This is a genomic window from Saccharothrix sp. 6-C, assembly GCF_016695385.1.
Classification (GTDB): Bacteria; Actinomycetota; Actinomycetes; order Mycobacteriales; family Pseudonocardiaceae; genus Actinosynnema; species Actinosynnema texasense.
The window spans coordinates 7161457-7181188 of the sequence record NZ_CP064192.1; the positions used below are offsets into that span (position 1 = coordinate 7161457).

Below are 19732 nucleotides of genomic sequence, written 5' to 3' on the forward strand. Positions count from 1 at the left end.
CCGAACGGCGCGGCAGGCGCCCGCAAGGTGCGGCGTGCCACGATGAACGACGTGGCACGGCTGGCGGGCGTCAGCATCAAGACCGTCTCCCGCGTGGTGAACGACGAGGCGGGCGTGCACCCGGCCACGGCCGAACGCGTGCTCGCGGCGATCGACCAGCTCGGCTTCCGGCGCAACCTCAGCGCGCGCAACCTGCGCCGCGGCTCGTCGACGGGCACGGTCGGCCTGGTGCTGGAGGACGTCGGCAACCCGTTCTACTCGGGGGTCACGCGCGCGGTCGAGGAGATCGCCCGGCTGCGCGGGCGCCAGGTGATCACCGGCTCGTCGGACGAGGACCCGGCGCGCGAGCGGGAGCTGTCGCTGGAGTTCTGCTCACGCCGGGTGGACGGGCTGCTGATCGTGCCCGCCGGGTTGCAGCACGGGTACCTGGTGCCGGAGATGCGGGCGGGCACGCCGGTGGTGTTCCTGGACCGGCCGGCCGGCGACGTGGTCGCCGACACCGTGCTGGTGGACAACATCGGCGGCACCGCCGAGGCCGTCACGCACCTGGCGTCGTTCGGGCACCGGCGGATCGCGTTCCTCGGCGACGCGCCGGACATCTTCACCGCCAACGAGCGCCTGCGCGGCTACCGCGAGGGCTGCCTGCGGGCCGGCATCGGCTACCACGAGTCGCTGGTCGTCATGGGCCCGCACGACGAGGAGTCGGTGCGCAAGGCGTTGCAGGGCCTGCAGAACGCCGCCGACCCGGCGACCGCCGTGGTGACCGGCAACAACCGGATCACCGTGCACGCGGTGCGCGCGTTGGCGGGTGCCACCGCGCGGCCCGCGCTCGTCGGCTTCGACGACTTCGAACTGGCCGACCTGCTGTCACCGCCGGTGACCGTGATCGCGCACGACGCGAGCGCGCTCGGCAAGGCAGCGGCGGACCTGCTCTTCGCCCGACTGGACGGCGACGGCTCACCACCGCGCCGCGTCGTCCTGCCGGTCCGGTTGGTGGCCCGTGGATCAGGAGAGGTACCCGTATGAGTTCCGATGCCCAGCCCGTCGCGCTGGAGGCCAACCAGCCCCGGCAGTTCTACCGGGGCGGCCCGGCCATCGCGGCGTTCCGGAACCGCGACGTGGCCGACCTGGGTCCCGAGGACTGGGTCGCGTCGACCACCACGCAGTTCGGCAAGGACGAGGCCGGGTTGTCGCGCCTGCCGGACGGGCGGTGGCTGCGCGACGCGGTGGCGACGGACCCGGCGCTGTGGTTGGGCGCTCAGCACGCGGCGGAGTTCGGGGCGGACACCGCGCTGCTGGTGAAGCTGCTGGACGCCGGGCAGCGGCTGCCGGTGCACTGCCACCCGTCCGACGCGTTCGCGTCCGCCCACCTGGGCTGCCGGCACGGCAAGACCGAGGCGTGGATCGTGATCGGCACGTCCGGCCCCGACCCGACGGTCTACATCGGGTTCCGCGAGGACGTGCCCGCCGCCGTCGCCGCCGAGTGGGTGTCCACTCAGGACTCGGCCGCCATGCTCGGCGCGCTGAACCCGGTCAAGGTCTCGCCCGGCGACACGGTGTTCGTGCCCGCCGGCGTGCCGCACGCGATCGGCGAGGGCGTGTTCATCGTCGAGCTCCAGCAGCCGACGGACTTCTCGGTCACGTTGGAGTGGCGGGGCTTCCTGGCCGACGCCGAGGCGGGGCACCTCGGCCTGGGCTACGACAAGGCATTGGACTGCCTGGAGCGCCGCGCCCAGTCGCCCGAGGACCTCGTGCGCCGGACGCAGGCGCTCACCGGGCCCGCGGTGGACCTGTTCGACGCCCAGGCCGACCCGTTCTTCCGCGCCGACCGGCTGCACGTGTCCGGCACGGCGGCGCTGGAGCCCTCGTTCGGCGTGTTCGTGGTGCTGGAGGGCGCCGGCACGCTGGGTCCCGTCGCGGTGCACCGGGGCAGCACGGTGGTCGTGCCGCACGCGGCGGGTGAGGTCGTGGTGACCGGCGACGTGGTCGCCGTCCGGTGCAGGCCGCCATCGGTGTCGAGCCCCGGGAGCTGAGCGCATGGCGTTACCCCTGTTGGACGCACGGGAGTTGGTGAAGCACTACGGGAACGTGGAGGCGCTGCGCGGCGCCTCGTTCACCGCGCACGCGGGCGAGGTGGTCGCACTCGTCGGTGACAACGGCGCGGGCAAGTCGACGCTGGTGAAGTGCCTGTCCGGGGTGGCGCGGCCCGACTCGGGGACCATCCTGTTCGACGGCGCGCCGGTCGCGCTGGACTCGCCGGTGTCCGCGCGGGAGCTCGGCATCGAGACCGTCTACCAGGACCTGGCCGTGGCGCCGGACCTGGACCCGGCGGCGAACCTGTTCCTGGGCCGGGAGCTGCGCCGTCCCGGTCTGCTCGGCAGGCTCGGCGTGCTGGACAAGCGGGAGATGCGGCGGCGGGCGGTGGCCTCGTTCCACGAGCTGGGCGTGACGCTGCCGGACGTGGACGTGCCCATCGGGGCGTTGTCGGGTGGTCAGCGCCAGAGCGTCGCGGTGGCCCGGTCGGTGGTGTGGGCGAGCCGGTTGGTGTTCATGGACGAGCCCACCGCGGCGTTGGGCGTGGTGCAGCGCGAACGCGTCCTCGACGTGATCCGGCGGGTGCGCGACCAGGGCATGGCGGTGGTCCTGATCAGCCACAACATGCCCGAGGTGCTGGCCGTGGCGGACCGGGTCGAGGTGCTGCGGCTCGGCCGGCGGGTGGCCCGGTTCGACGCGGCGGCCACCACGGTCGAGGAGCTGGTCGGCGCGATGACCGGCGCGCTGACCCAGGAGGACGCGTGAAGCCGCGCACGGGGCTGCGGCGGTTGGCCGGCGCGAACACGTTGTGGATCGCGGTGGTGCTGCTGGTGCTGATCGCGGTGTTCGGCGCGCTGCGGCCGGACGCGGTGCTGACCGTGTTCACGTTGCAGACGACGCTGGTCGAGACCTCCGTGCTGCTGGTGCTGTCGGTCGGCATGACCTACGTGGTCGTCACCGCCGGGATCGACCTGTCCGTCGGCTCGGTGCTGGTGTTCTCCGGCGTCACGTCGGCCATGGCGATGAACGCGCTGCACGGCGGCGACGCGACGACCGCCGGGTGGGGCGTGGTGCTGGTGGGGCTGCTGGTGGCCCTGGTGTCCGGCGCGGCGTGGGGCCTGGTGAACGGCCTGCTCATCGCCCGCACCGGCCTCCCGCCGCTGATCGTGACGCTCGGGTCGTTCGGCGCGGCGCTCGGGGCGGGGCAGCTCATCTCCGACGGGTCGAACGTGGCCGGCGTGCCGGACGTGCTCAGCGACACCCTGGGCACCGGCACCTGGTTCGGCGTGCCCAACCTGGTGCTGGTGGCCGCCGCGGTGACGGCGGTGGGCGCGCTGGTGCTGGGCGCGACGGCGTTCGGGCGGCACACGTACGCCATCGGCTCGAACGAGGAGGCGGCCCGGCGGGCGGGCATCCCGGTGACCCGCCACCTGGTCCGGGTGTACCTGCTGGCGGGCGTGCTGGCGGGGCTGGCCGGGTTCATGGCGCTGGCCTACTTCCGGGTCGCGTCGATCACCGGGCACGACACCGACAACCTCAACGCCATCGCCGCCGTGGTGCTCGGCGGCACCAGCCTGTTCGGCGGCGCGGGGTCGGTGGTCGGCACGGTGCTCGGGGTGTTCATCCCGGCCGTGCTGCGCAAGGGGTTCGTGATCGTCGGCGTGAACGTGTACTGGCAGCCGATCGCGGTGGCGCTGGTCCTGGTGGTGGCCGTGTGGTTCGACCAGTCGCGGAGGAAGGCCCGGGACAGACGTTAAGGAGAGAACATGTCAACGAGGACGGTTGCTCTTGTCTCAGCGGCTTTGTTGCTCACCGCGTGCGGAGGCGGCGGGCAGATCGGCGACACCGGCGGCACGGGTGACGCGAAGAAGATGGTGCTGATCCCCGGCGTGGCCGCGGAGCCGTTCTACATCTCGATGGAGTGCGGTTTCCGGGAGGCGGCCTCGGCGGCGGGCTACGCGGTCGACGTGCAGGCGCCGGCGAAGTTCGACGCCACGCAGCAGACGCCGATCGTGACGGGCGTGCTGGCCGACAAGCCCGGCGCGGTGCTCATCGCGCCGACCGACGACAAGGCCATGGCCGGGCCGATGCGGCAGCTCAAGGACGCCGGCATCAAGGTGGTGGAGGTCGACACCAAGCTGGAGGACACGTCGATCGCCTCCTCGACCATCTCCTCCGACAACGAGCAGGGCGGACGGCTGGCGGCGCGGACGTTGGCCGAGCTGGTCGGCGGCAAGGCCGGCTCGGTGCTGGTGCTGGACACGAAGGCGGGCACCTCGACCACGGACGCGCGCGCCGCCGGGTTCGAGGAGGAGATCGGGAAGCACCCGAACCTGAGGTACGTCGGCCGGCAGTACACCGACAACGAGCCGGACCAGGCGGCGTCGAAGGTGACGGCCACGCTGTCGGCCAACCCGGACCTGATTGGGGTGTTCGCGACCAACCTGAACACCGGGGAGGGCGCGGCGACCGGGTTGCGCAACGCGGGCAGGACCGGCGCGGTGAACCTGGTCGGGTTCGACGCGTCGCCCAAGCAGGTGGAGGACCTGCGGGGCGGCGCGGTGCAGGCGCTGATCGCGCAGGACCCGGCGACCATCGGCCGGACCGGCGTCGAGCAGGCGATCGCGGCGCTGGAGGGCGAACCGGTGCGCCGGGACGTCGAGACCGACCTGGTCGCGTTGACCAAGGCGGACATGGAAGCCAACTCGAAGTACTTCTACAAGCAGCGCTGCTGACGCGCGCGGTGGCCGGGCGCGACGCCCGGCCACCCGGCGTCACAGGTACTTGTTGGCCAGCTCCGAGTACTCCTTCTCCAGGTCGTCGGCCAGGTAGGCGACGTACGCCCAGGGCACGTCGTGCACGTGGTCGCGCATGCCGAGCAGGTGGCGCTTGGCCCGGGGCGCGTCGTCGGCCAGGGCGAAGGCCGCCGCGAACAGGTTGTGGGCCTGCAGCACGCGCGGGTGGGGTTTGGCCGGGGCCGAGTCCCACCTGTCCGCCGCCGCGGCGATCTCGTCGCGGTGCCGGGTGAAGTAGCGCATCTTCAGCGTCGCGATCTTCAACGCGGACCGCGACTGCACGGCGTCCTCGAACTGCTCCAGGAAGATCTCGAAGTGCGCCAGCGGCAGCATGGCCACCACCGGGTCGCCGGGCGGCGCGGCGTCGACGCTGCCCTGCGCGAACGCCATCATCTCCTCGGCCGAGCCGCCCCACTTGGACGCCAGGATCTGCAACCGGGTCCAGTGCGCCGGGTACAGCGACGCGCAGCGCGCCACGATCTCCCGCCAGACCTCGTCCTTCTGGTCCCGGTCGACCTGCAACCCGAGGCCCGCGGTCTGCAGCTGCGCCCACGGCACGGCGTCGCGCGGCAGGAGCTTGGCGGCCTCGTGCAGCGGGCCGACGGCCTTGCGCAGGGTGCCGAAGAAGACCTTGAACCGGTCCTTGCCGACGCTGTCGGCCCGCCCCGACCCGCGGATCGCCCACGCCTCGCGGATGAACGCGGTGCCGGCCAGCAGCCACAGGTCCGGGTCGGTGTTGTTCTTCGCCAGCTCCAGCAGCTCGTCCGCGTGGCCGATGGCGTGCTCGCCGAGCACCTCGGCGCGCAGCGCCCGCACCTCGGGGTCCTCACGGCACTCCGCGAGCACCGTGGTCGCCGCCCTCAGGTGGCCCGCGTCCATCTCCTCCGCCGCGATGTCCAGGATCGCGTCGTCGTAGGTGTGGTCCCGCACCACTTCACGGGCGATCGCGGCAGGCCGCTTCCTCCGGAAAATCCCCACTCCAGCGACCTTACTTTCCTCCGAGCCCGAGTGGCTTAAGTCTTTCGTAGAGCCGAACAGGGCCTTTCTGCGGTTGTCCCCCAGCGTACGTGCGCGGCGCGGTGGAGTCCTCGACGGAGGGGGACATCCATGCGGGCCGGAACCGCCGGCGCCGCCACCGCGGCGCTGATCGGGGGCGGCCCGGCCGACGTACGCGCAGGCCGGGCCCCGGCCGGGGCGGACCGTCACCTGGTCCCCGTGCGCCGAGCACGAGGGGTCGGAGTGCGCCGCGTCCCAGGCGTCGTGCCGACAACCCGGGCGAACCGCCCACAACCTCCCGGAGCGGTACAGCTAGAGCCCACCGGTCTGCCGCCGGCGGGCGGCGTAGACACCGGCCTCGGTCCGGCGGTCGAAGCCGAGCTTGTGCAACAGCGAGGAGACGTAGTTCTTGACCGTCTTCTCGGCCAGGAACAGCCGGTTCGCGATCTGCCGGTTGGTCAGGCCCTCGGCGATCAGGTCGAGGATGCGCCGCTCCTGCGGGCTCAACGCCGCGTAGCGCGGGTCCTCGACCGGTCCGCCGCGCAGCCGTTGCAGCACGGTCGCGGTCACGCCCGAGTGCAGCAGCGAGCCGCCTGCCGCGAGCGTGCGGATCGCGGACACCAGGTCGTTGCCGGAGACCTGCTTGAGCATGTACCCGGCCGCGCCCGCCATGATCGCGCCGAACAGCGCCTCGTCGTCGGAGTACGAGGTCAGCATCAGGCACGCGGGCGGCGGCTGGACCGTCGAGCGGATCTCCCGGCACACGGTCACGCCGTCGCCGTCGGGCAGCCGCACGTCGATCACGGCCACGTCAGGCTGGTGGAACGCGGCGGCGGACACGGCGGCGGCGGCGCTCTCCGCCTCGCCGACCACCTCGATGTCCGACTCGACGGCCAGCAGCTGCTGCAACCCGCGTCGGACGATCTCGTGGTCGTCCACCAGTAGCACCGAGATGGACATGGGCCCTCCCTACACCGATACCAACGGCACGGACCACGTCAGCGTTACACCCCGGCCCTCGGCCGACTCGACCTCGCAGGAACCGTCCCACCTCGCCGCGCGCGCCGCCATGTTCACCAGACCGCCGGTGTGCCTGGCGCGGCCGGGCGGCAGGCCGCCGCCGTCGTCGCGCACGACCAGCTTCAGGTTCGTCCCCGCCCGGTCCACCACCACCTCGACCCGGACGTCCGTCGCCGACGCGTGCCGGGCGGCGTTGGCCAGCGCCTCGCGCAACGTGGCCAGCAGGTCCGGCCGCACGGGGTCGGGCACCACCGAGTCGAGCGGGCCGTCCATCGCCAGCGCGGGTTCGAAGCCGAGCAGCCGGGCCGACTCCTGCACCACCTTCATCAGCTGGGCGCGCAGGTCGGCCGCCCCGGCGGGCGGCTCCTGCAGCGAGAAGATGGTGCGCCGGATCTCCCGGATGGTCTGGTCGACCTCGGTGACGAAGTCCGCCAGCCGCTGCGCCACCATCGGCTGCTCCACCAGCCCGTTCATGCTCTGCAACCCGAGCCCGAGCCCGAACAGCCGCTGCACGACCAGGTCGTGCAGGTCGCGGGCGATCCGGTCGCGGTCCTCCAGCACGGCCAGCCGTCGGCCCGCGCCGGTCGCCCTGGTGAACTCCAGGATCAGCGCGGCCTGCCGGGCGAACGACTCGACCAGCGCCACGTCCGACGCGTCGAACGCCCGCTGCTCACGGGCGCGCGCCACCATCAGCACGCCGAGCACCCGCTGCCCGGCGGTCAGCGGCGCGAACACCACCGGGCCGATCCGGGTCTGGCCGGGCAGCCCGACGAGCACCTTGGCCTTGCCGGTGTCGAACACCTCGCGGGCCGGGCCGCCCTCGCCGGACGCGCTGAACCCGCGCACCTCGCCGTCCACCACCCGCACGGCCAGCTCGCCCTGCACGTCGGGCAGCGCCAGCAGCGCGTTCACGCCGTCCGCGGCCAGCCGGGCGCGCACCGCGACCAGGCGCAGCGCGTCCCGGTCCGGGGTGCCGGTGAGCAGCGCGTTCGTCACCTCGTTCGACGCGCGCAGCCACACCTCCCGCTGCCGCGACTGCGCGTAGAGCCGGGCGTTCTCGATCGCGATGCCCGCCGCCGCGGCCACCGCCACCACCAGCTCGCGGTCGGCGCGGGTGAAGTCGGTGCCGTCGGCCTTGTCGCTGAGGTACAGGTTGCCGAACACCGCGCCGCGCACGTGCACCGGCACGCCGAGGAAGCCGGGGCCGGACGGGGCGAACGCCGCCGCCGCCGACCCGGTCTCCTCGACGTCGGTGTCGTGGTGGCCGTCGTCGTGGGTGAACTCCAGCAGCTGCCGGTCCGGGCCCACCACGGCGAGCGCGCCGTACCGGGCGCCGACCAGGTCGCACGAGGACTCGACGACGCGCCGCAGCACGTCGGGCAGCGACAGGTCGCTGGCCAGCGAGACGACCGCGGCCAGCAGCCGGTGCAGCCGCTCCTGCGAGACGACCACCTCGGTGGTGCGGTCGGTCAGCTCGCGCAGCAGGCCGTCCAGCCGCGTCGCGGCGTTCGCGTCCGGGGATCCGGCCACCCGAGACCACCCTCCGGTTCGGAGGTGCCGAGGTTATCGCCTCCGCCTAGGGGATGCGACGGCCCGTCAGCACCTCCAGGTCGACGACCAGGTAGTGGTCGCCGCCGCCGAAGCCGCGCGAGGGCAGCGGCAGCTCCCGCAGCCTGGTCAGCCGCGCCTGCTCGTCGACCTCGGCGACGTGCCCGACCGCCATCACCGACCAGCCGCGGGACAGGTCCGGCGCGACGTCGTCGATCTGGAACGCGACGATGGTGTCCCGGGCGACGAGGGTGGCGCTGCCGTCCGGCACGCGCAGCACGACGCACTCGCCGTCGAGCACGAACACGACGGGGTGCACCACCGGCAGCGCCATGTGGGTGTAGACGAGGCGGCCGACGGCGGCCGTGCCGAGCAGCTTCAGGCATTCCTCGCGGGACAGGACCTGAAGCCCAGCGGAGTCGTACATCGCACCTCTTCGTCACGCCCAGTCGCTGGGATAAACGTTCGGCGCTGTGATCGTCCTTGCCTAGGGTCGGAAGTCCCGGCTTCGACGCGTCCAACCCGGTTGGGGGATTTCCAGGATGGCCTCGCTCGACGTAACCGCGTTCCTGCGCCGCCTCGGCCTGGGCGCGGCCGAGCCACCCGGTGTGGTGGCGCTGACCCGATTGCACCAGGCCTTCGTCGAACGGGTGCCGTACGAAACGGTGGAGATCCAGCTCGGTCGGGTGACGTCGCTGGACCCGCTCGACTCGGCGGCCCGCGTGCTGGCCGGTCGCGGCGGGTACTGCTTCCAGCTCAACGGCGCGTTCGCCGAGCTGCTGCGCGCGCTCGGCTACCACGTGACCAGGCACCCCGGCGGCGTGCAGATGACGGCGGACGCCGAGCCGGTCATCAGCCGCAGCCACCTCGCGCTCACCGTGCACGACCTGCCGGACTCCGACGACGCCTGGTTGGTGGACGCCGGGCTGGGCGACGGGCTGCACTCGCCGTTGCCGCTGCGTGCGGGGGTGCACCGCCAGGGGCCGTTCACGTTCGAGCTGGGGCCGTCCACGGCGGCGGCGGGCGCGTGGCGGCTGGGGCACGACGCGCGCGGCAGCTTCCACGCCATGCACTTCGCGCCGGGCGACGTCGGCCTCGACCACTTCGCCGACCGGCACGTCGAGCTGTCCACGTCGCCCGAGTCGGGGTTCGTGCGCACGTTCGGCGTGCTGCGGGCCGACGGCCGCGGCTGGGACGTGCTGCGCGCGCTGACCCTGTCCCGAGTCGAGGGGACGACCACCAAGACCCTGCTGGACGACCGGGCCGACTGGTTCACCGCCCTGGCCGACGTCTACGGCCTGGTCCTCGCCGAGGAGGACCGCGAACCGCTGTGGCGCAAGGCGGTGTCCCAGCACGAGGCACACCTGGCGGCGACCGCTCAGCCGGTCACAGGGACGCGCCCCGACCGGCCGTGAAGTGGGTCACGTACCCCCGGTAGATCTGCGGCGCGTGCCGCTTGAGCGCGAGGTCCAGCAGCTCGTTGCCGGTGTCGTCGGCGAGCTGGATCCAGTGCCCGTGCGGCGACGTCGGGACGCTGCGGTACGTGGCGGCGAAGGCGCCCGGGTCGTTGGGCGCCAGGTGCAGCCACAGGCCGGGCTTGGGCTTGGCGTCGTAGGACAGCGACACCCCGGCCAGCTCGTACCACGGCACCGCCCACGTCCGGCCCTTCTCCTCCCAGCGCAGGCCCTGCGGCTCGACCACGAGCCGCCGCAGCCTGGCCTTTCCCCGCCAGACGCCGCCGCCGATCAGGCCGCCGAGCGCGACCAGCGGCCCGACGAACATCGCCGCCAGGTGGCCGTCGGCGTAGGACAGGAACATCAGCAAGACGCCGAACAGCGTGAAGCCGAGCTGGACGGCGAGCCCGGCGCGCCGCTCGGCCCGGTTGCCGAAGGGAATCTCGATCTCTCTCACGACAACCCCACAGTGAAGCCCTCGTCCTGCACCCCTCGGTACAGGTGTGGTGCGAATCCGAGCACGGCCCCCTCGACCACCGGGACCAACGCGGCCGCGTCGCCCAGCGGCAGCCGGTAGGCGCCGTCCTCGCGGGCCAGGTGCGCCATGTCGGCGTGCCGGGCCCGGAAATCCCGGTGGTCGGCCGGCAGCAGGTCCAGCCTGACCATGGTCTTGCGCAGCACCGCGTCGGCCGGGTCCACGACCCGTTCCCGCGTCCGCGAGATCCGCACCGCGCCCAGCTCGTGCCACGCCACGGCCCACGGCGCGCCCCGCGGGTCGTCCCACCGCACGCCCGGCGCCTCGAACACGAGCAGGCGCGGCCGGGAGATCTTCTTCCAGCTCAGCACTGCGGCCAGCGCGATGCCCGTGAACGCGAGCCCGACGACCAGCGCGATCGTCCCTCCGACGCCCTCGCCGTCGCCGTACGCGCTCACCGCGCCCACGAGCGCCGGCACGCCGAGCGCCCCGGCCACCAGGCCGCCGATGATCACCCGACGGGTGTCCCGCGTGCCGATGTCCACCACCACCGGCGTCGTCATACCCCCACCCCCTCGACCAGTCGGTCAGCCGCAGCGTAGGGGTCCAGCTCACCCGCCACGACCCGTTTGGCCAGGGTTTCGAGGGCGGACGCGCCGCGCAGCCCGCCGATTCGGGAGCGCAGCCGCTCCAGCGCGATGGCCTCGATCTCGGCCGCGGCCCTGCTCGCGCGGCGTCGTGCCAGCTCACCGCGCTCGACGAGCCAGGCGTGGTGCTCGTCGACGGCGTTCACGACCTCGTCGAGCCCTTCGGCGCGGGACGCGACCGTCTTCACCACGGGGGGCCGCCACCGGCCGCCTTCGCGCTCGCGGCGGCCCAGCGAGATCATGTGCTTGAGGTCGCGCGCGGTCTGGTCGGCGCCCTCGCGGTCGGCCTTGTTGACCACGAACACGTCGGCGATCTCCAGGATGCCCGCCTTGGCCGCCTGGACGCCGTCGCCCATGCCGGGCGCGAGCAGCACCAGCGTGGTGTCGGCCAGCGACACCACCTCGACCTCGGACTGGCCGACGCCGACCGTCTCGACCAGCACCACGTCGCAGCCCGCCGCGTCGAGCACGCGCAGCGCCTGCGGGGTGGCCCAGGACAGCCCGCCCAGGTGGCCGCGCGTGGCCATGGACCGGATGAACACGCCGGGGTCGGTGGCGTGCTCGCCCATCCGCACCCGGTCGCCGAGCAGCGCGCCGCCGGAGAACGGCGACGACGGGTCCACCGCCAGCACCCCGACCCGCTTGCCGCGGCGGCGGTAGGCCGTGACGAGCGCGGACGTCGACGTGGACTTGCCGACGCCCGGCGCGCCCGTCAGGCCGATGACCTGCGCGTTCCCGCAGAACGGGGCCAGTGCGCCCGCCACCTCGCGCAGCTGCGGGCTGGCGTCCTCGACCAGCGAGATCAGCCGCGCGACCGCGCGCGGCTGTCCCTCGCGCGCGCGGTCGACCAGCTCGGCTACGTCAACGGTGCGGGCCACACCGCTAGACCTTAGGCACGCGGACGATCAGGGCGTCGCCCTGACCGCCGCCGCCGCACAGGGCCGCCGCGCCGACGCCGCCGCCGCGCCGCTTCAGCTCCAGCGCCAGGTGCAGCGCGATGCGGGCGCCCGACATCCCGATCGGGTGACCCAGCGCGATCGCGCCGCCGTTGACGTTGACCTTGTCCTCGGCGACGCCCAGTTCGCGGGTGGAGACCACGCCGACCGCGGCGAACGCCTCGTTGATCTCGACGAGGTCCAGGTCGGCCGGGTCGATGCCCTCCTTCGCGCACGCGGCCTTGATCGCGTTCGAGGGCTGCTCGTGCAGGCTCGCGTCCGGGCCGGCCACGACGCCGTGCGCGCCGATCTCGGCCAGCCAGGTCAGGCCCAGCTCCTCGGCCTTGGCCTTGCTCATCACGACCACGGCCGCCGCGCCGTCGGAGATCTGCGACGCCGAGCCCGCGGTGATCGTGCCGTCGGAGGCGAACGCCGGGCGCAGCTTGGCCAGCGTCTCCACCGTGGTGTCGCCGCGCACGCCCTCGTCGGTGGCGAACAGCACCGGGTCGCCCTTGCGCTGCGGGATGGCGACGGGCGCGATCTCCTCGCCGAAGACGCCGTTCGCGGCGGCCTTGGCGGCCAGCTGGTGCGACCGGGCCGAGAACGCGTCCTGCTCCTCGCGGGTCACGCCGTAGCGGGCGTTGAACTTCTCCGTGGAGGCGCCCATCGCGACCTGGTCGAACGCGCAGAACAGGCCGTCGTGCGACATGTGGTCGAGCATCGTGACGTCGCCGTACTTGAACCCGCCGCGCGACTTCTGCAGCAGGTGCGGCGCCTGCGTCATCGACTCCTGGCCGCCCGCCACCACGATGTCGAACTCGCCGGCGCGGATGAGCTGGTCGGCCAGCGCGATCGCGTCGATGCCCGACAGGCACACCTTGTTGATGGTCAGGGCGGGCACGGTCATCGGGATGCCCGCGTTCACCGCGGCCTGGCGCGCCGGGATCTGGCCCGCGCCGGCGGTCAGCACCTGGCCCATGATGACGTACTGCACCTGCTCGGGCGCGACACCGGCCCGTTCCAGGGCCGCCTTGATCGCGACGCCGCCGAGCTGGGCGCCGGAGAAGTCCTTCAACGATCCGAGCAGTCGCCCCATCGGGGTTCGGGCCCCGGCGACGATGACGGAACCGGACACAGCAGCCTCCACAGCGGGTGTAAGCGGTTGTTAACTCGCCACGATACCTACGGTTACCGCAGAGTAGCCGTGTGAGGCCTCACACAGGGCGACCTGCACCGATTCGGCTACTAGCCTTCGCTGCCATGGAAGAACTCCGGGGTTTCGTCACCGCCATCGACCACGTCGGCATCGCCGTGCCCGACCTCGACGCCGCGATCGCGTTCCACCGCGAGCACTTCGGCCTGGAGGTCGCCCACCAGGAGGTCAACGAGGAGCAGGGCGTGCGCGAGGCGATGCTGCGCGCGCCGGGCGACGACGGCACGGGCGCCGCCGTGCAGCTGCTCGCGCCGCTGACGCCGGAGTCGACCATCGCGAAGTTCATCGGCCGGTCCGGGCCGGGGTTGCAGCAGCTCGCCTACCGGGTGTCCGATGTGGACGCGGCGGCGGCGGCGCTGCGCGCCAAGGGCCTGCGCATGCTGTACGAGCAGGCGCGGCGCGGGACGTCCGACAGCCGGGTCAACTTCGTGCACCCCAAGGACGCGGGCGGCGTGCTCGTGGAGCTGGTCGAGCCCGCCGCCGACCACTAGCGACCACCCGGACTGGTGACCACCGCCACACGGTGGTCGCTAAGGCCGTTCCAGGGCGGCGGCCACGAAGGTCAGCTCCAGGTCGAGCCGGTCGTCGTCCGGCGCGTGCCTGGCCACCGAGTGCCGGTAGCTCACCGCGTGCGCGAGCAGCGCGGAGGCGCTGTCGACGTCCTTCGCGGCCACCACCGCGCCGCCGGCGGCGACGATGACGTCGCGGATCTGCCGCACGACCGACCGGTAGCGCTCGTGCAGCGCGTCGCGGACCGCCTTGTGCGTGTCCGCCTCGCGCCACAGCAGGTGGCTGAGCAGCGGCGACGAGTCGAGCCGGGCGTCCAGCGCGGCGACCAGCCTGCGCAGGCTCTCCGCGATGTCGCCGACGACCACGACCCGGCGCGCGTCGACGTCGCCGTCCGGCAGGCGCTGCACGAGCGCCGCCAGCAGGTCGGCCTTGCGGCGGAAGTAGTAGTGCACGAGCCCTTTGGGCACGGCGGCCCGTTCGGCGACGCGCGAGGTCGGCGTCGCGTCGAACCCCGACTCGGCGAACAGCTCCTCGGCCGCTCGCAGAATACGTTCCCTGGCCGACGAGTCCTCTGCCAACGCCGCACCCCTCCTCGTCGGTCAGGGCCCGCGGCGAGCAGCCGCGGGCCCGGGTTCCGCGGTCGCCTTCAGGCGGTGCCGGCGATCCGGCCGCCGTGCGCCGCGTTCGCCAGCGGAACCGCCGTGGCGCCGGCCGCGACGGTCAGCACACCGCCGACCCACGAGACCCACGACGCCCCTGTCAGGTCGCTGTAGCCCATCACCCACGGCGAGATGAACAGCAGCGCGCCGAGGACCATCTGGAACCACTCGCCGTACACCATCCCGGGCATCGCGAGCGACGCGAGGCCGTCGATGGCGATCAGCGCGCCGAGCACGATCATCGTCCACATGGCCGCGGTGGTCGTCTCCACCACCAAGGGCGAGAGCAGCACGAGGGCGCCGATGACGACCTCGGCCCAGTCCTGCCACCTGGTCCACGCCTTTGTCATGACTCGTACCTCCGTCCCGTCGATCGGACGACTTCGATGCTCCGCTTGGTTGGCCGCCCGGTCAAGACCGACCGATCGGGGGAAATGCCAGTGCGGTGGCTCACAGCCCGCGTTCTGAATCGGTTACCCGTGGGTAACCTCCGGCCACTCGCGTGGACCTCTAGAGCCCGCCACACACCCGACCATCCCGAAGCCCCCATTGGGAGGGAACGCCGTGCAGAAGATCCTCGACGCGATCCTCGCGGACGAACTGGACGCGATCGGATCACTCGACGTGCCGGAGAGCTACCGGGGCGTGACGGTGCACGCCGACGAGGTCAAGATGTTCGAGGGCTTGGCCACCAAGGACAAGGACCCGCGCAGGTCGCTGCACGTCGACGAGGTCGCCACCCCGGAGCTCGGCCCCGGCGAGGCGCTGGTGGCCGTGATGGCGAGCGCCATCAACTACAACACGGTCTGGACCTCGATCTTCGAGCCGCTGTCCACGTTCGCGTTCCTCAAGAAGTACGGCGGCCGGCACGACCAGCCGTTCCACGTGGTCGGCTCCGACCTGGCGGGCGTGGTGCTGCGCACCGGCCCCGGCGTGAACGCCTGGAAGCCCGGCGACCGGGTCGTCGCGCACTGCCTCGACGTGCAGCTGGAGCACCACGACGGGCACGGCGACACCATGCTCGACCCCGAGCAGCGCATCTGGGGCTTCGAGACCAACTACGGCGGCCTCGCCGAGATCGCGCTGGTCAAGGCCAACCAGCTGATGCCGATGCCCGCCCACCTGACGTGGGAGGAGGCGGCGTCACCCGGTCTGGTGAACTCCACCGCCTACCGGCAGCTCGTGTCCGCCAACGGCGCGAACATGAAGCAAGGCGACACCGTGCTGATCTGGGGCGCGTCCGGCGGCCTCGGCTCCTACGCGACCCAGTTCGCGCTCAACGGCGGCGCCACCCCGGTGTGCGTCGTGTCGTCACCGGAGAAGGCCGAGATCTGCCGCCGGATGGGCGCGGAGCTGATCATCGACCGCAGCGCCGAGGGCTACCGGTTCTGGAAGGACGAGCACGAGCAGGACCCGCGCGAGTGGAAGCGGCTCGGCGCGAAGATCCGCGAGCTGACCGGCGGCGACGACCCGGACATCGTGTTCGAGCACCCCGGCCGGGAGACGTTCGGCGCGTCGGTCTTCGTGGCGCGCAAGGGCGGCACGATCGTGACGTGCGCGTCCACCAGCGGGTACATGCACCAGTACGACAACCGGTACCTGTGGATGAACCTGAAGCGGATCATCGGCTCGCACTTCGCGAACTACCGCGAGGCGTGGGAGGCCAACCGGTTGGTCGCCAAGGGGAAGATCCACCCCACACTGTCCAAGGTGTACTCCATGGAGGAGACCGGGCAGGCTGCGCACGACGTGCACCGCAACGCCCACCAGGGCAAGGTCGGCGTGCTGACGCTGGCCCCGGAGGAGGGCCTCGGCGTGCGCGACCACGAGCTGCGCGCGGCGCACCTGGCCGGGATCAACCGTTTCCGGGGCGTCTAAAGCGAAACCACTCCCGATGTGCGGCGCTCGGGTGACCGTCGCGCATCGGGAGCGGGTAGCGTGAGCGCCATGGGCCTCGCCGACGACCGTGACCTCGTCCCCCTGGGATCCGGCTTCGACATCGTCAAGCGCGGGTACGACCGCGCCCAGGTCGAGGACCACCTGGAACGCCTCGACTCCGACCTGCGCCTGCTCGCGGCCGACCGGGACGCGGCGGTGTCGCAGACCAACGACCTGGCCCGCCAGCTCGAGGCGGCCCGGTCGGAGATCGCGGAGCTGCGCGGCCAGGTGGAGCGGCTGTCGCTGCCGCCGACCACCCTGGAGGGCCTGAGCGAGCGGTTGCAGCGGATGCTGCGGCTCGCGCAGGACGAGGCGAACGAGATCAAGGCGCGGGCCGAGGCCGAGGGCGGCCACATCCGCGCCAAGGCCGAGACCGACGCGGGCGTGCTGCGCACCCGGTACGAGAAGCTGATCGCCGAGCTGGACCAGCGGCGCGCCGACATGGAGGCCGAGCACCGGGGCGTGCTGGAGACGGCGCGGGCCGAGGCCGACCGGATCGTGGGCGAGGCGCGGGCCGAGGCGACCCGGTTGGACGAGGAGTCGCTGCAGCGCCGGACCACGGTCGAGGAGGACTTCGAGATCGCGATGGCCGCCCGGCGGGTCGAGTCGATGAAGACGCTGGCCGAGCAGGAGGCGTCGTCGAAGGGCGAGGCCGAGCGGCGGTTGCGCGAGGCGGCGGAGGAGGCCGCGCGCGTGCGCGCCCAGATCTCCCAGGAGCAGGCCGCGTCGAACGCCGAGGCGCAGCGCCTGGTGCGCGAGGCGACCGAGGAGGCCAACCGGCGGCGGCACGACTCCGTCAGCGAGGCCACGGCCCGCGTGCAGGAGGCGACGGACGAGGCGAACCGCCGGGTGCGCGAGGCGACCGAGGAAGCCAACCGGCGCGTCACGCAGGCGACCCAGAAGGTGGACGCCCTGCGCCAGCTGCGCAACCGGCTGTCCCAGCAACTGCACGCCGTCAGCTCCGCCCTGCACGACGTCACCCCCCTGCTGGACCCGCTGGAGGAGGAGCGCCCCGCTCCCCCCACCTCCACCCCAGCCGCTCCGGCTCCCACCCCCGCCGCCACCTCGGCTCCCAGCACCCCGGCTCCCAGCACTCCCGCTCCCACCACCTCCGGCGGCGGCGCCACCCCGGCCGCCGCTCCCACCTCCGCCGCCGCTGCTGCTCCCACCGCCTCCACCCCGGCTGCGGCCTCCGCTCCGGCTCAAACCCCCGACGGCGCCACCCAGAAAATCGCGCGCCCCACCCCGAAGCCGCAGACCACCAAGCGCTGACCCGCCGAGAGTCCTACCTTCCACCTCGCGCGAGTCCTACGTTCAGAACGCGTGTGTCCTACGTTCAGAACGCGTGTGTCCTACGTTCAGAACGCGTGTGTCCTACGTTCAGGACACCCGAGTTGAACGCTCAGACGACGCCGGGTCACACGCCGACCCGCCGTCGCCAGTCGAGGACCGCGGCGGCGAACGCGTCCGGCGCCTCCAGCGGCGTCAGGTGGCCGACGCCGGGCAGCTCCACGTACTCGCCCTGCCGCAGCACCCCCGCCAGCTCGCGCGCCGACGTGGGCGGTGTGAGCGCGTCGTGCTCCCCGACCAGCACCAGCGCGGGCACGTCCACCTCCGCCAGCACCCCCGCCGAGTCCGGTCGCACGGCCATCGCCCGCTGCGCCCACACCACCTCCGCCGGGTCCTGGTCGAGGATCAGCTCACGCACCCGCCCGACCACGGCCTCGTCCGGTGCGGGTCCGAGCAGCCCGCCCAGGACGGAGTCCGGCACCCAGCCGAGGCCTTCCGCCTCGACCCGTGCCGCCATCGCCAGCCGGTTCGCCCGTGCTTCCTCCGCGTCGGCGCCGGCCCGGGTGTCGGCCAGCACGAGCCCGGCCACCCGGGACGGGTCGCGCCGCAGCACGGCCATCGCCACGTACCCGCCCATGGAGCACCCGCCGAGGACCGCCCGCTCGATCCGGCGCTCGTCGAGCAACCGCAGCACGTCGTCCGCCACAGCCACCAGATCGGGTGAACGATCGCCGCCTCGCTGGTCCGGCGTGATCGGTTTCAGCAGGTCACCTACCCCGTCCCACATCCGTGAGTCGAACGGGAAGGCGTGCAGGAGGACGAGCGGAGCGGTTTCCATACCCGGAATTGTCGGACCCCCTGGCTAGCTTCGTCCCATGACCTCCACCGCCGAACCGGACGAGCTGCGCACCGACCGCCTCCTGCTCAGACGCGTCACCCCCGGTGACGTGCGTGCGGCGATCGCGGTGCTGTCGGACCCGGAGACGAACCGCTTCAACCCGTCGGGGCCGCCGTCGGCGGAGCAGGCGGCGAAGATGCTGGCCGAGTGGCAGCTCCACTGGGCGCGCGACGGCATCGGGTACTGGGCCGTGGAGCTGCCGGGGGCCGGCGAGGTCATCGGTTTCGGCGGCCTGCGGCACCACGAGCTGGACGGCGAGCCGACGTTCAACCTGTTCTACCGGTTCCGCCCCCGGCACTGGGGGCGCGGCTACGCACCGGAGATGGCGCGCGCGGCCATCGACTGGGCGGGCCGGGTGCGTCCGGACCGGCCGGTCACGATCATCACCGACCCGGGCAACACGCCTTCCCAGCGCGTCGCGGAGAAGCTGGGCTTCGCGCACGTGGGCGACAGCGACACCGCTTCGGGTCCGGTGCTGGTCTGGCGGCGTCAGGAGGCCACGATGGCTGCCTGATGCTGCTCGTGGGGGCCGGACCAGGTGCGCGGCAACGGCGTGGGCACCTCGGGCACGGCCGCGGACACGATCGCGTCCAGCACCTCTTCGGTGTGCCCGACCATGAGGTGCTTGGCGCCGGGGAAGTCGATGACGTCCGCGGTCGGGAGCTCCGCGCCGAACCGCCGCCTGGCTTCGGCCGGTGGCAGGTAGGTGTCGAACTCGGGCACCAGGCACACCACCGGCTTGCCCGCGCGTGACCACGTCCGCAAGTGCTCGGCCCTGCTCCACCGCAGAGGAGGTGAGATCAACACGGCGCCTTCGACCACCGGCTCGCACCCGTGCATGAGCGCGAGGTCGGTGCCGAACGACCAGCCGACCAGCCACACGGAGGGCAACCCGCGCTCGGCCGCGAACGCCAGGGCGGCGGCGACATCCAGCCGTTCGCCCACGGCGTGGTCGAACACGCCCTCGCTGCACCCGGCCGCACTGGCCGTGCCCCGCGTGTTGAACCGCAACACCGCCAGGCCGGCCAGCGCGGGCAGCCGCCAAGCCGCCTTGCGGTAGAGGTGGGAGTCCATCATCCCGCCGTGCGTCGGCAGCGGGTGCAACAGCACCACCGTGGCCGACGGCTCCCGGTCGACCGGCAACGCCAGCTCGCCGACCAAGGCGAGCCCGTCCGAGGTCCGCAACGTCACCGGTTCCCGGCGGGCCGGGAGCACGGTGTTGGCCTTGATCGGAACCTCACCCACACCGACATCGTGCCACCGACAGACCCTTCGCCGGGCGGCCGGACCTGCAGGCCGTGCAGGTGCCGTTTACGTGCC

The 19732-nt window shown here is 72.8% G+C and carries 22 protein-coding genes; 10 read left to right on the plus strand and 12 right to left on the minus strand.

Annotation, left to right across the window (positions count from 1 at the left end; all coding sequences use genetic code 11):
- Window positions 1-42 precede the first annotated feature (42 nt).
- The 5 genes from IOD16_RS30510 to IOD16_RS30530 are packed head-to-tail and all read left to right on the plus strand — an operon-like array spanning window position 43 to window position 4769.
- Window positions 43-1026 carry a LacI family DNA-binding transcriptional regulator gene (locus IOD16_RS30510; RefSeq protein ID WP_123745802.1) on the plus strand — a complete coding sequence of 328 codons (984 nt, stop codon included), beginning with the start codon at window positions 43-45 and terminating at the stop codon, window positions 1024-1026.
- A complete protein-coding gene (locus tag IOD16_RS30515) occupies window positions 1023-2033 on the plus strand; it encodes a class I mannose-6-phosphate isomerase (RefSeq protein ID WP_201437139.1) in 1011 nt (336 codons plus the stop codon). The genes IOD16_RS30510 and IOD16_RS30515 overlap by 4 nt, the downstream gene beginning before the upstream one ends.
- Window positions 2034-2037: 4 nt before the next feature.
- Window positions 2038-2799 carry an ATP-binding cassette domain-containing protein gene (locus tag IOD16_RS30520; protein WP_123745800.1) on the plus strand — a complete coding sequence of 254 codons (762 nt, stop codon included), beginning with the start codon at window positions 2038-2040 and terminating at the stop codon, window positions 2797-2799.
- Complete coding sequence (locus tag IOD16_RS30525) at window positions 2796-3791, plus strand: ABC transporter permease (RefSeq protein ID WP_201437141.1); 996 nt, start codon at window positions 2796-2798, stop codon at window positions 3789-3791. The genes IOD16_RS30520 and IOD16_RS30525 overlap by 4 nt, the downstream gene beginning before the upstream one ends.
- Window positions 3792-3800: 9 nt before the next feature.
- Window positions 3801-4769 carry an ABC transporter substrate-binding protein gene (locus IOD16_RS30530; RefSeq protein WP_201437143.1) on the plus strand — a complete coding sequence of 323 codons (969 nt, stop codon included), beginning with the start codon at window positions 3801-3803 and terminating at the stop codon, window positions 4767-4769.
- A 39-nt stretch (window positions 4770-4808) separates the two neighbouring features.
- Here the strand turns inward: IOD16_RS30530 and IOD16_RS30535 are convergent, their stop codons facing one another.
- The 4 genes from IOD16_RS30535 to IOD16_RS30550 form a co-directional block, all read right to left on the minus strand.
- Entirely contained in the window at window positions 4809-5807 is a 999-nt protein-coding gene (locus tag IOD16_RS30535) for a hypothetical protein (RefSeq protein WP_236594480.1), read from the minus strand.
- Window positions 5808-6137: 330 nt separating this feature from the next.
- Complete coding sequence (locus tag IOD16_RS30540) at window positions 6138-6785, minus strand: response regulator (RefSeq protein ID WP_123745796.1); 648 nt, start codon at window positions 6783-6785, stop codon at window positions 6138-6140.
- Window positions 6786-6794: 9 nt separating this feature from the next.
- Window positions 6795-8375 carry a sensor histidine kinase gene (locus IOD16_RS30545; protein ID WP_201437144.1) on the minus strand — a complete coding sequence of 527 codons (1581 nt, stop codon included), beginning with the start codon at window positions 8373-8375 and terminating at the stop codon, window positions 6795-6797.
- Between the two features lie 46 nt (window positions 8376-8421).
- Window positions 8422-8820 carry a pyridoxamine 5'-phosphate oxidase family protein gene (locus IOD16_RS30550; RefSeq protein WP_123745794.1) on the minus strand — a complete coding sequence of 133 codons (399 nt, stop codon included), beginning with the start codon at window positions 8818-8820 and terminating at the stop codon, window positions 8422-8424.
- A 115-nt stretch (window positions 8821-8935) separates the two neighbouring features.
- On the opposite strand from IOD16_RS30550, the gene IOD16_RS30555 reads away from it, so the two are divergent.
- Window positions 8936-9808: an arylamine N-acetyltransferase family protein gene (locus IOD16_RS30555; protein WP_201437146.1), complete on the plus strand. Its 873-nt coding sequence runs from the start codon at window positions 8936-8938 to the stop codon at window positions 9806-9808.
- On the opposite strand, the gene IOD16_RS30560 is transcribed toward IOD16_RS30555, so the two are convergent.
- The 4 genes from IOD16_RS30560 to IOD16_RS30575 are packed head-to-tail and all read right to left on the minus strand — an operon-like array spanning window position 9780 to window position 13039.
- Window positions 9780-10304 (minus strand): hypothetical protein, encoded by a 525-nt coding sequence (locus IOD16_RS30560; protein ID WP_201437148.1) that lies wholly within the window; start codon window positions 10302-10304, stop codon window positions 9780-9782. The two genes, IOD16_RS30555 and IOD16_RS30560, sit on opposite strands and share 29 nt — an antisense overlap.
- Window positions 10301-10885, minus strand: a complete 585-nt coding sequence (locus IOD16_RS30565) for a hypothetical protein (RefSeq protein WP_201437150.1) — start codon at window positions 10883-10885, stop codon at window positions 10301-10303. The genes IOD16_RS30560 and IOD16_RS30565 overlap by 4 nt, the downstream gene beginning before the upstream one ends.
- Window positions 10882-11847, minus strand: a complete 966-nt coding sequence (gene meaB, locus IOD16_RS30570) for a methylmalonyl Co-A mutase-associated GTPase MeaB (RefSeq protein WP_123745790.1) — start codon at window positions 11845-11847, stop codon at window positions 10882-10884. Before meaB ends, IOD16_RS30565 begins: the two co-directional genes overlap by 4 nt.
- A 4-nt stretch (window positions 11848-11851) precedes the next feature.
- A complete protein-coding gene (locus tag IOD16_RS30575; protein WP_201437152.1) occupies window positions 11852-13039 on the minus strand; it encodes an acetyl-CoA C-acetyltransferase in 1188 nt (395 codons plus the stop codon).
- A gap of 125 nt (window positions 13040-13164) precedes the next feature.
- Here IOD16_RS30575 and mce point away from each other — a divergent pair, with 125 nt between their 5' ends.
- Entirely contained in the window at window positions 13165-13608 is a 444-nt protein-coding gene (gene mce, locus IOD16_RS30580) for a methylmalonyl-CoA epimerase (protein ID WP_201437154.1), read from the plus strand.
- A gap of 39 nt (window positions 13609-13647) precedes the next feature.
- On the opposite strand, the gene IOD16_RS30585 is transcribed toward mce, so the two are convergent.
- Complete coding sequence (locus IOD16_RS30585; RefSeq protein ID WP_123745787.1) at window positions 13648-14205, minus strand: TetR/AcrR family transcriptional regulator; 558 nt, start codon at window positions 14203-14205, stop codon at window positions 13648-13650.
- 68 nt (window positions 14206-14273) lie between these two features.
- Window positions 14274-14636: an SPW repeat protein gene (locus IOD16_RS30590; protein WP_123745786.1), complete on the minus strand. Its 363-nt coding sequence runs from the start codon at window positions 14634-14636 to the stop codon at window positions 14274-14276.
- A gap of 214 nt (window positions 14637-14850) precedes the next feature.
- Here IOD16_RS30590 and ccrA point away from each other — a divergent pair, with 214 nt between their 5' ends.
- Together ccrA and IOD16_RS30600 are read left to right on the plus strand one after the other, a co-directional pair.
- Window positions 14851-16164, plus strand: a complete 1314-nt coding sequence (ccrA, locus tag IOD16_RS30595) for a crotonyl-CoA carboxylase/reductase (RefSeq protein WP_201437156.1) — start codon at window positions 14851-14853, stop codon at window positions 16162-16164.
- Between the two features lie 69 nt (window positions 16165-16233).
- Window positions 16234-17496 carry a chromosome segregation protein gene (locus IOD16_RS30600; RefSeq protein ID WP_201437158.1) on the plus strand — a complete coding sequence of 421 codons (1263 nt, stop codon included), beginning with the start codon at window positions 16234-16236 and terminating at the stop codon, window positions 17494-17496.
- A 145-nt stretch (window positions 17497-17641) separates the two neighbouring features.
- Here the strand turns inward: IOD16_RS30600 and IOD16_RS30605 are convergent, their stop codons facing one another.
- A complete protein-coding gene (locus tag IOD16_RS30605) occupies window positions 17642-18352 on the minus strand; it encodes an alpha/beta fold hydrolase (protein WP_201437160.1) in 711 nt (236 codons plus the stop codon).
- Between the two features lie 37 nt (window positions 18353-18389).
- Between IOD16_RS30605 and IOD16_RS30610 the strand changes: the two genes are divergently transcribed.
- On the plus strand, window positions 18390-18926 hold the full coding sequence (locus tag IOD16_RS30610) for a GNAT family N-acetyltransferase (RefSeq protein WP_201437162.1): 537 nt from the start codon (window positions 18390-18392) through the stop codon (window positions 18924-18926).
- Here the strand turns inward: IOD16_RS30610 and IOD16_RS30615 are convergent.
- Window positions 18902-19657, minus strand: coding sequence for an alpha/beta hydrolase (locus IOD16_RS30615; protein ID WP_236594481.1), 756 nt, complete (start codon window positions 19655-19657; stop codon window positions 18902-18904). The two genes, IOD16_RS30610 and IOD16_RS30615, sit on opposite strands and share 25 nt — an antisense overlap.
- Window positions 19658-19732 lie beyond the last annotated feature (75 nt).

What these genes read in the sequence shown, in the direction of transcription:
- IOD16_RS30530 (WP_201437143.1), top strand. Translation starts at nt 3,801, where the DNA reads ATGTCAACGAGGACGGTTGCTCTTGTCTCAGCGGCTTTGTTGCTCACC.
- IOD16_RS30600 (WP_201437158.1), top strand. Translation starts at nt 16,234, where the DNA reads ATGGGCCTCGCCGACGACCGTGACCTCGTCCCCCTGGGATCCGGCTTC.
- IOD16_RS30555 (WP_201437146.1), top strand. Translation starts at nt 8,936, where the DNA reads ATGGCCTCGCTCGACGTAACCGCGTTCCTGCGCCGCCTCGGCCTGGGC.
- IOD16_RS30590 (WP_123745786.1), bottom strand. Translation starts at nt 14,636, where the DNA reads ATGACAAAGGCGTGGACCAGGTGGCAGGACTGGGCCGAGGTCGTCATC.
- IOD16_RS30540 (WP_123745796.1), bottom strand. Translation starts at nt 6,785, where the DNA reads ATGTCCATCTCGGTGCTACTGGTGGACGACCACGAGATCGTCCGACGC.
- IOD16_RS30515 (WP_201437139.1), top strand. Translation starts at nt 1,023, where the DNA reads ATGAGTTCCGATGCCCAGCCCGTCGCGCTGGAGGCCAACCAGCCCCGG.
- IOD16_RS30550 (WP_123745794.1), bottom strand. Translation starts at nt 8,820, where the DNA reads ATGTACGACTCCGCTGGGCTTCAGGTCCTGTCCCGCGAGGAATGCCTG.
- IOD16_RS30520 (WP_123745800.1), top strand. Translation starts at nt 2,038, where the DNA reads ATGGCGTTACCCCTGTTGGACGCACGGGAGTTGGTGAAGCACTACGGG.
- IOD16_RS30510 (WP_123745802.1), top strand. Translation starts at nt 43, where the DNA reads ATGAACGACGTGGCACGGCTGGCGGGCGTCAGCATCAAGACCGTCTCC.
- IOD16_RS30565 (WP_201437150.1), bottom strand. Translation starts at nt 10,885, where the DNA reads ATGACGACGCCGGTGGTGGTGGACATCGGCACGCGGGACACCCGTCGG.
- mce (WP_201437154.1), top strand. Translation starts at nt 13,165, where the DNA reads ATGGAAGAACTCCGGGGTTTCGTCACCGCCATCGACCACGTCGGCATC.
- IOD16_RS30610 (WP_201437162.1), top strand. Translation starts at nt 18,390, where the DNA reads ATGACCTCCACCGCCGAACCGGACGAGCTGCGCACCGACCGCCTCCTG.
- IOD16_RS30605 (WP_201437160.1), bottom strand. Translation starts at nt 18,352, where the DNA reads ATGGAAACCGCTCCGCTCGTCCTCCTGCACGCCTTCCCGTTCGACTCA.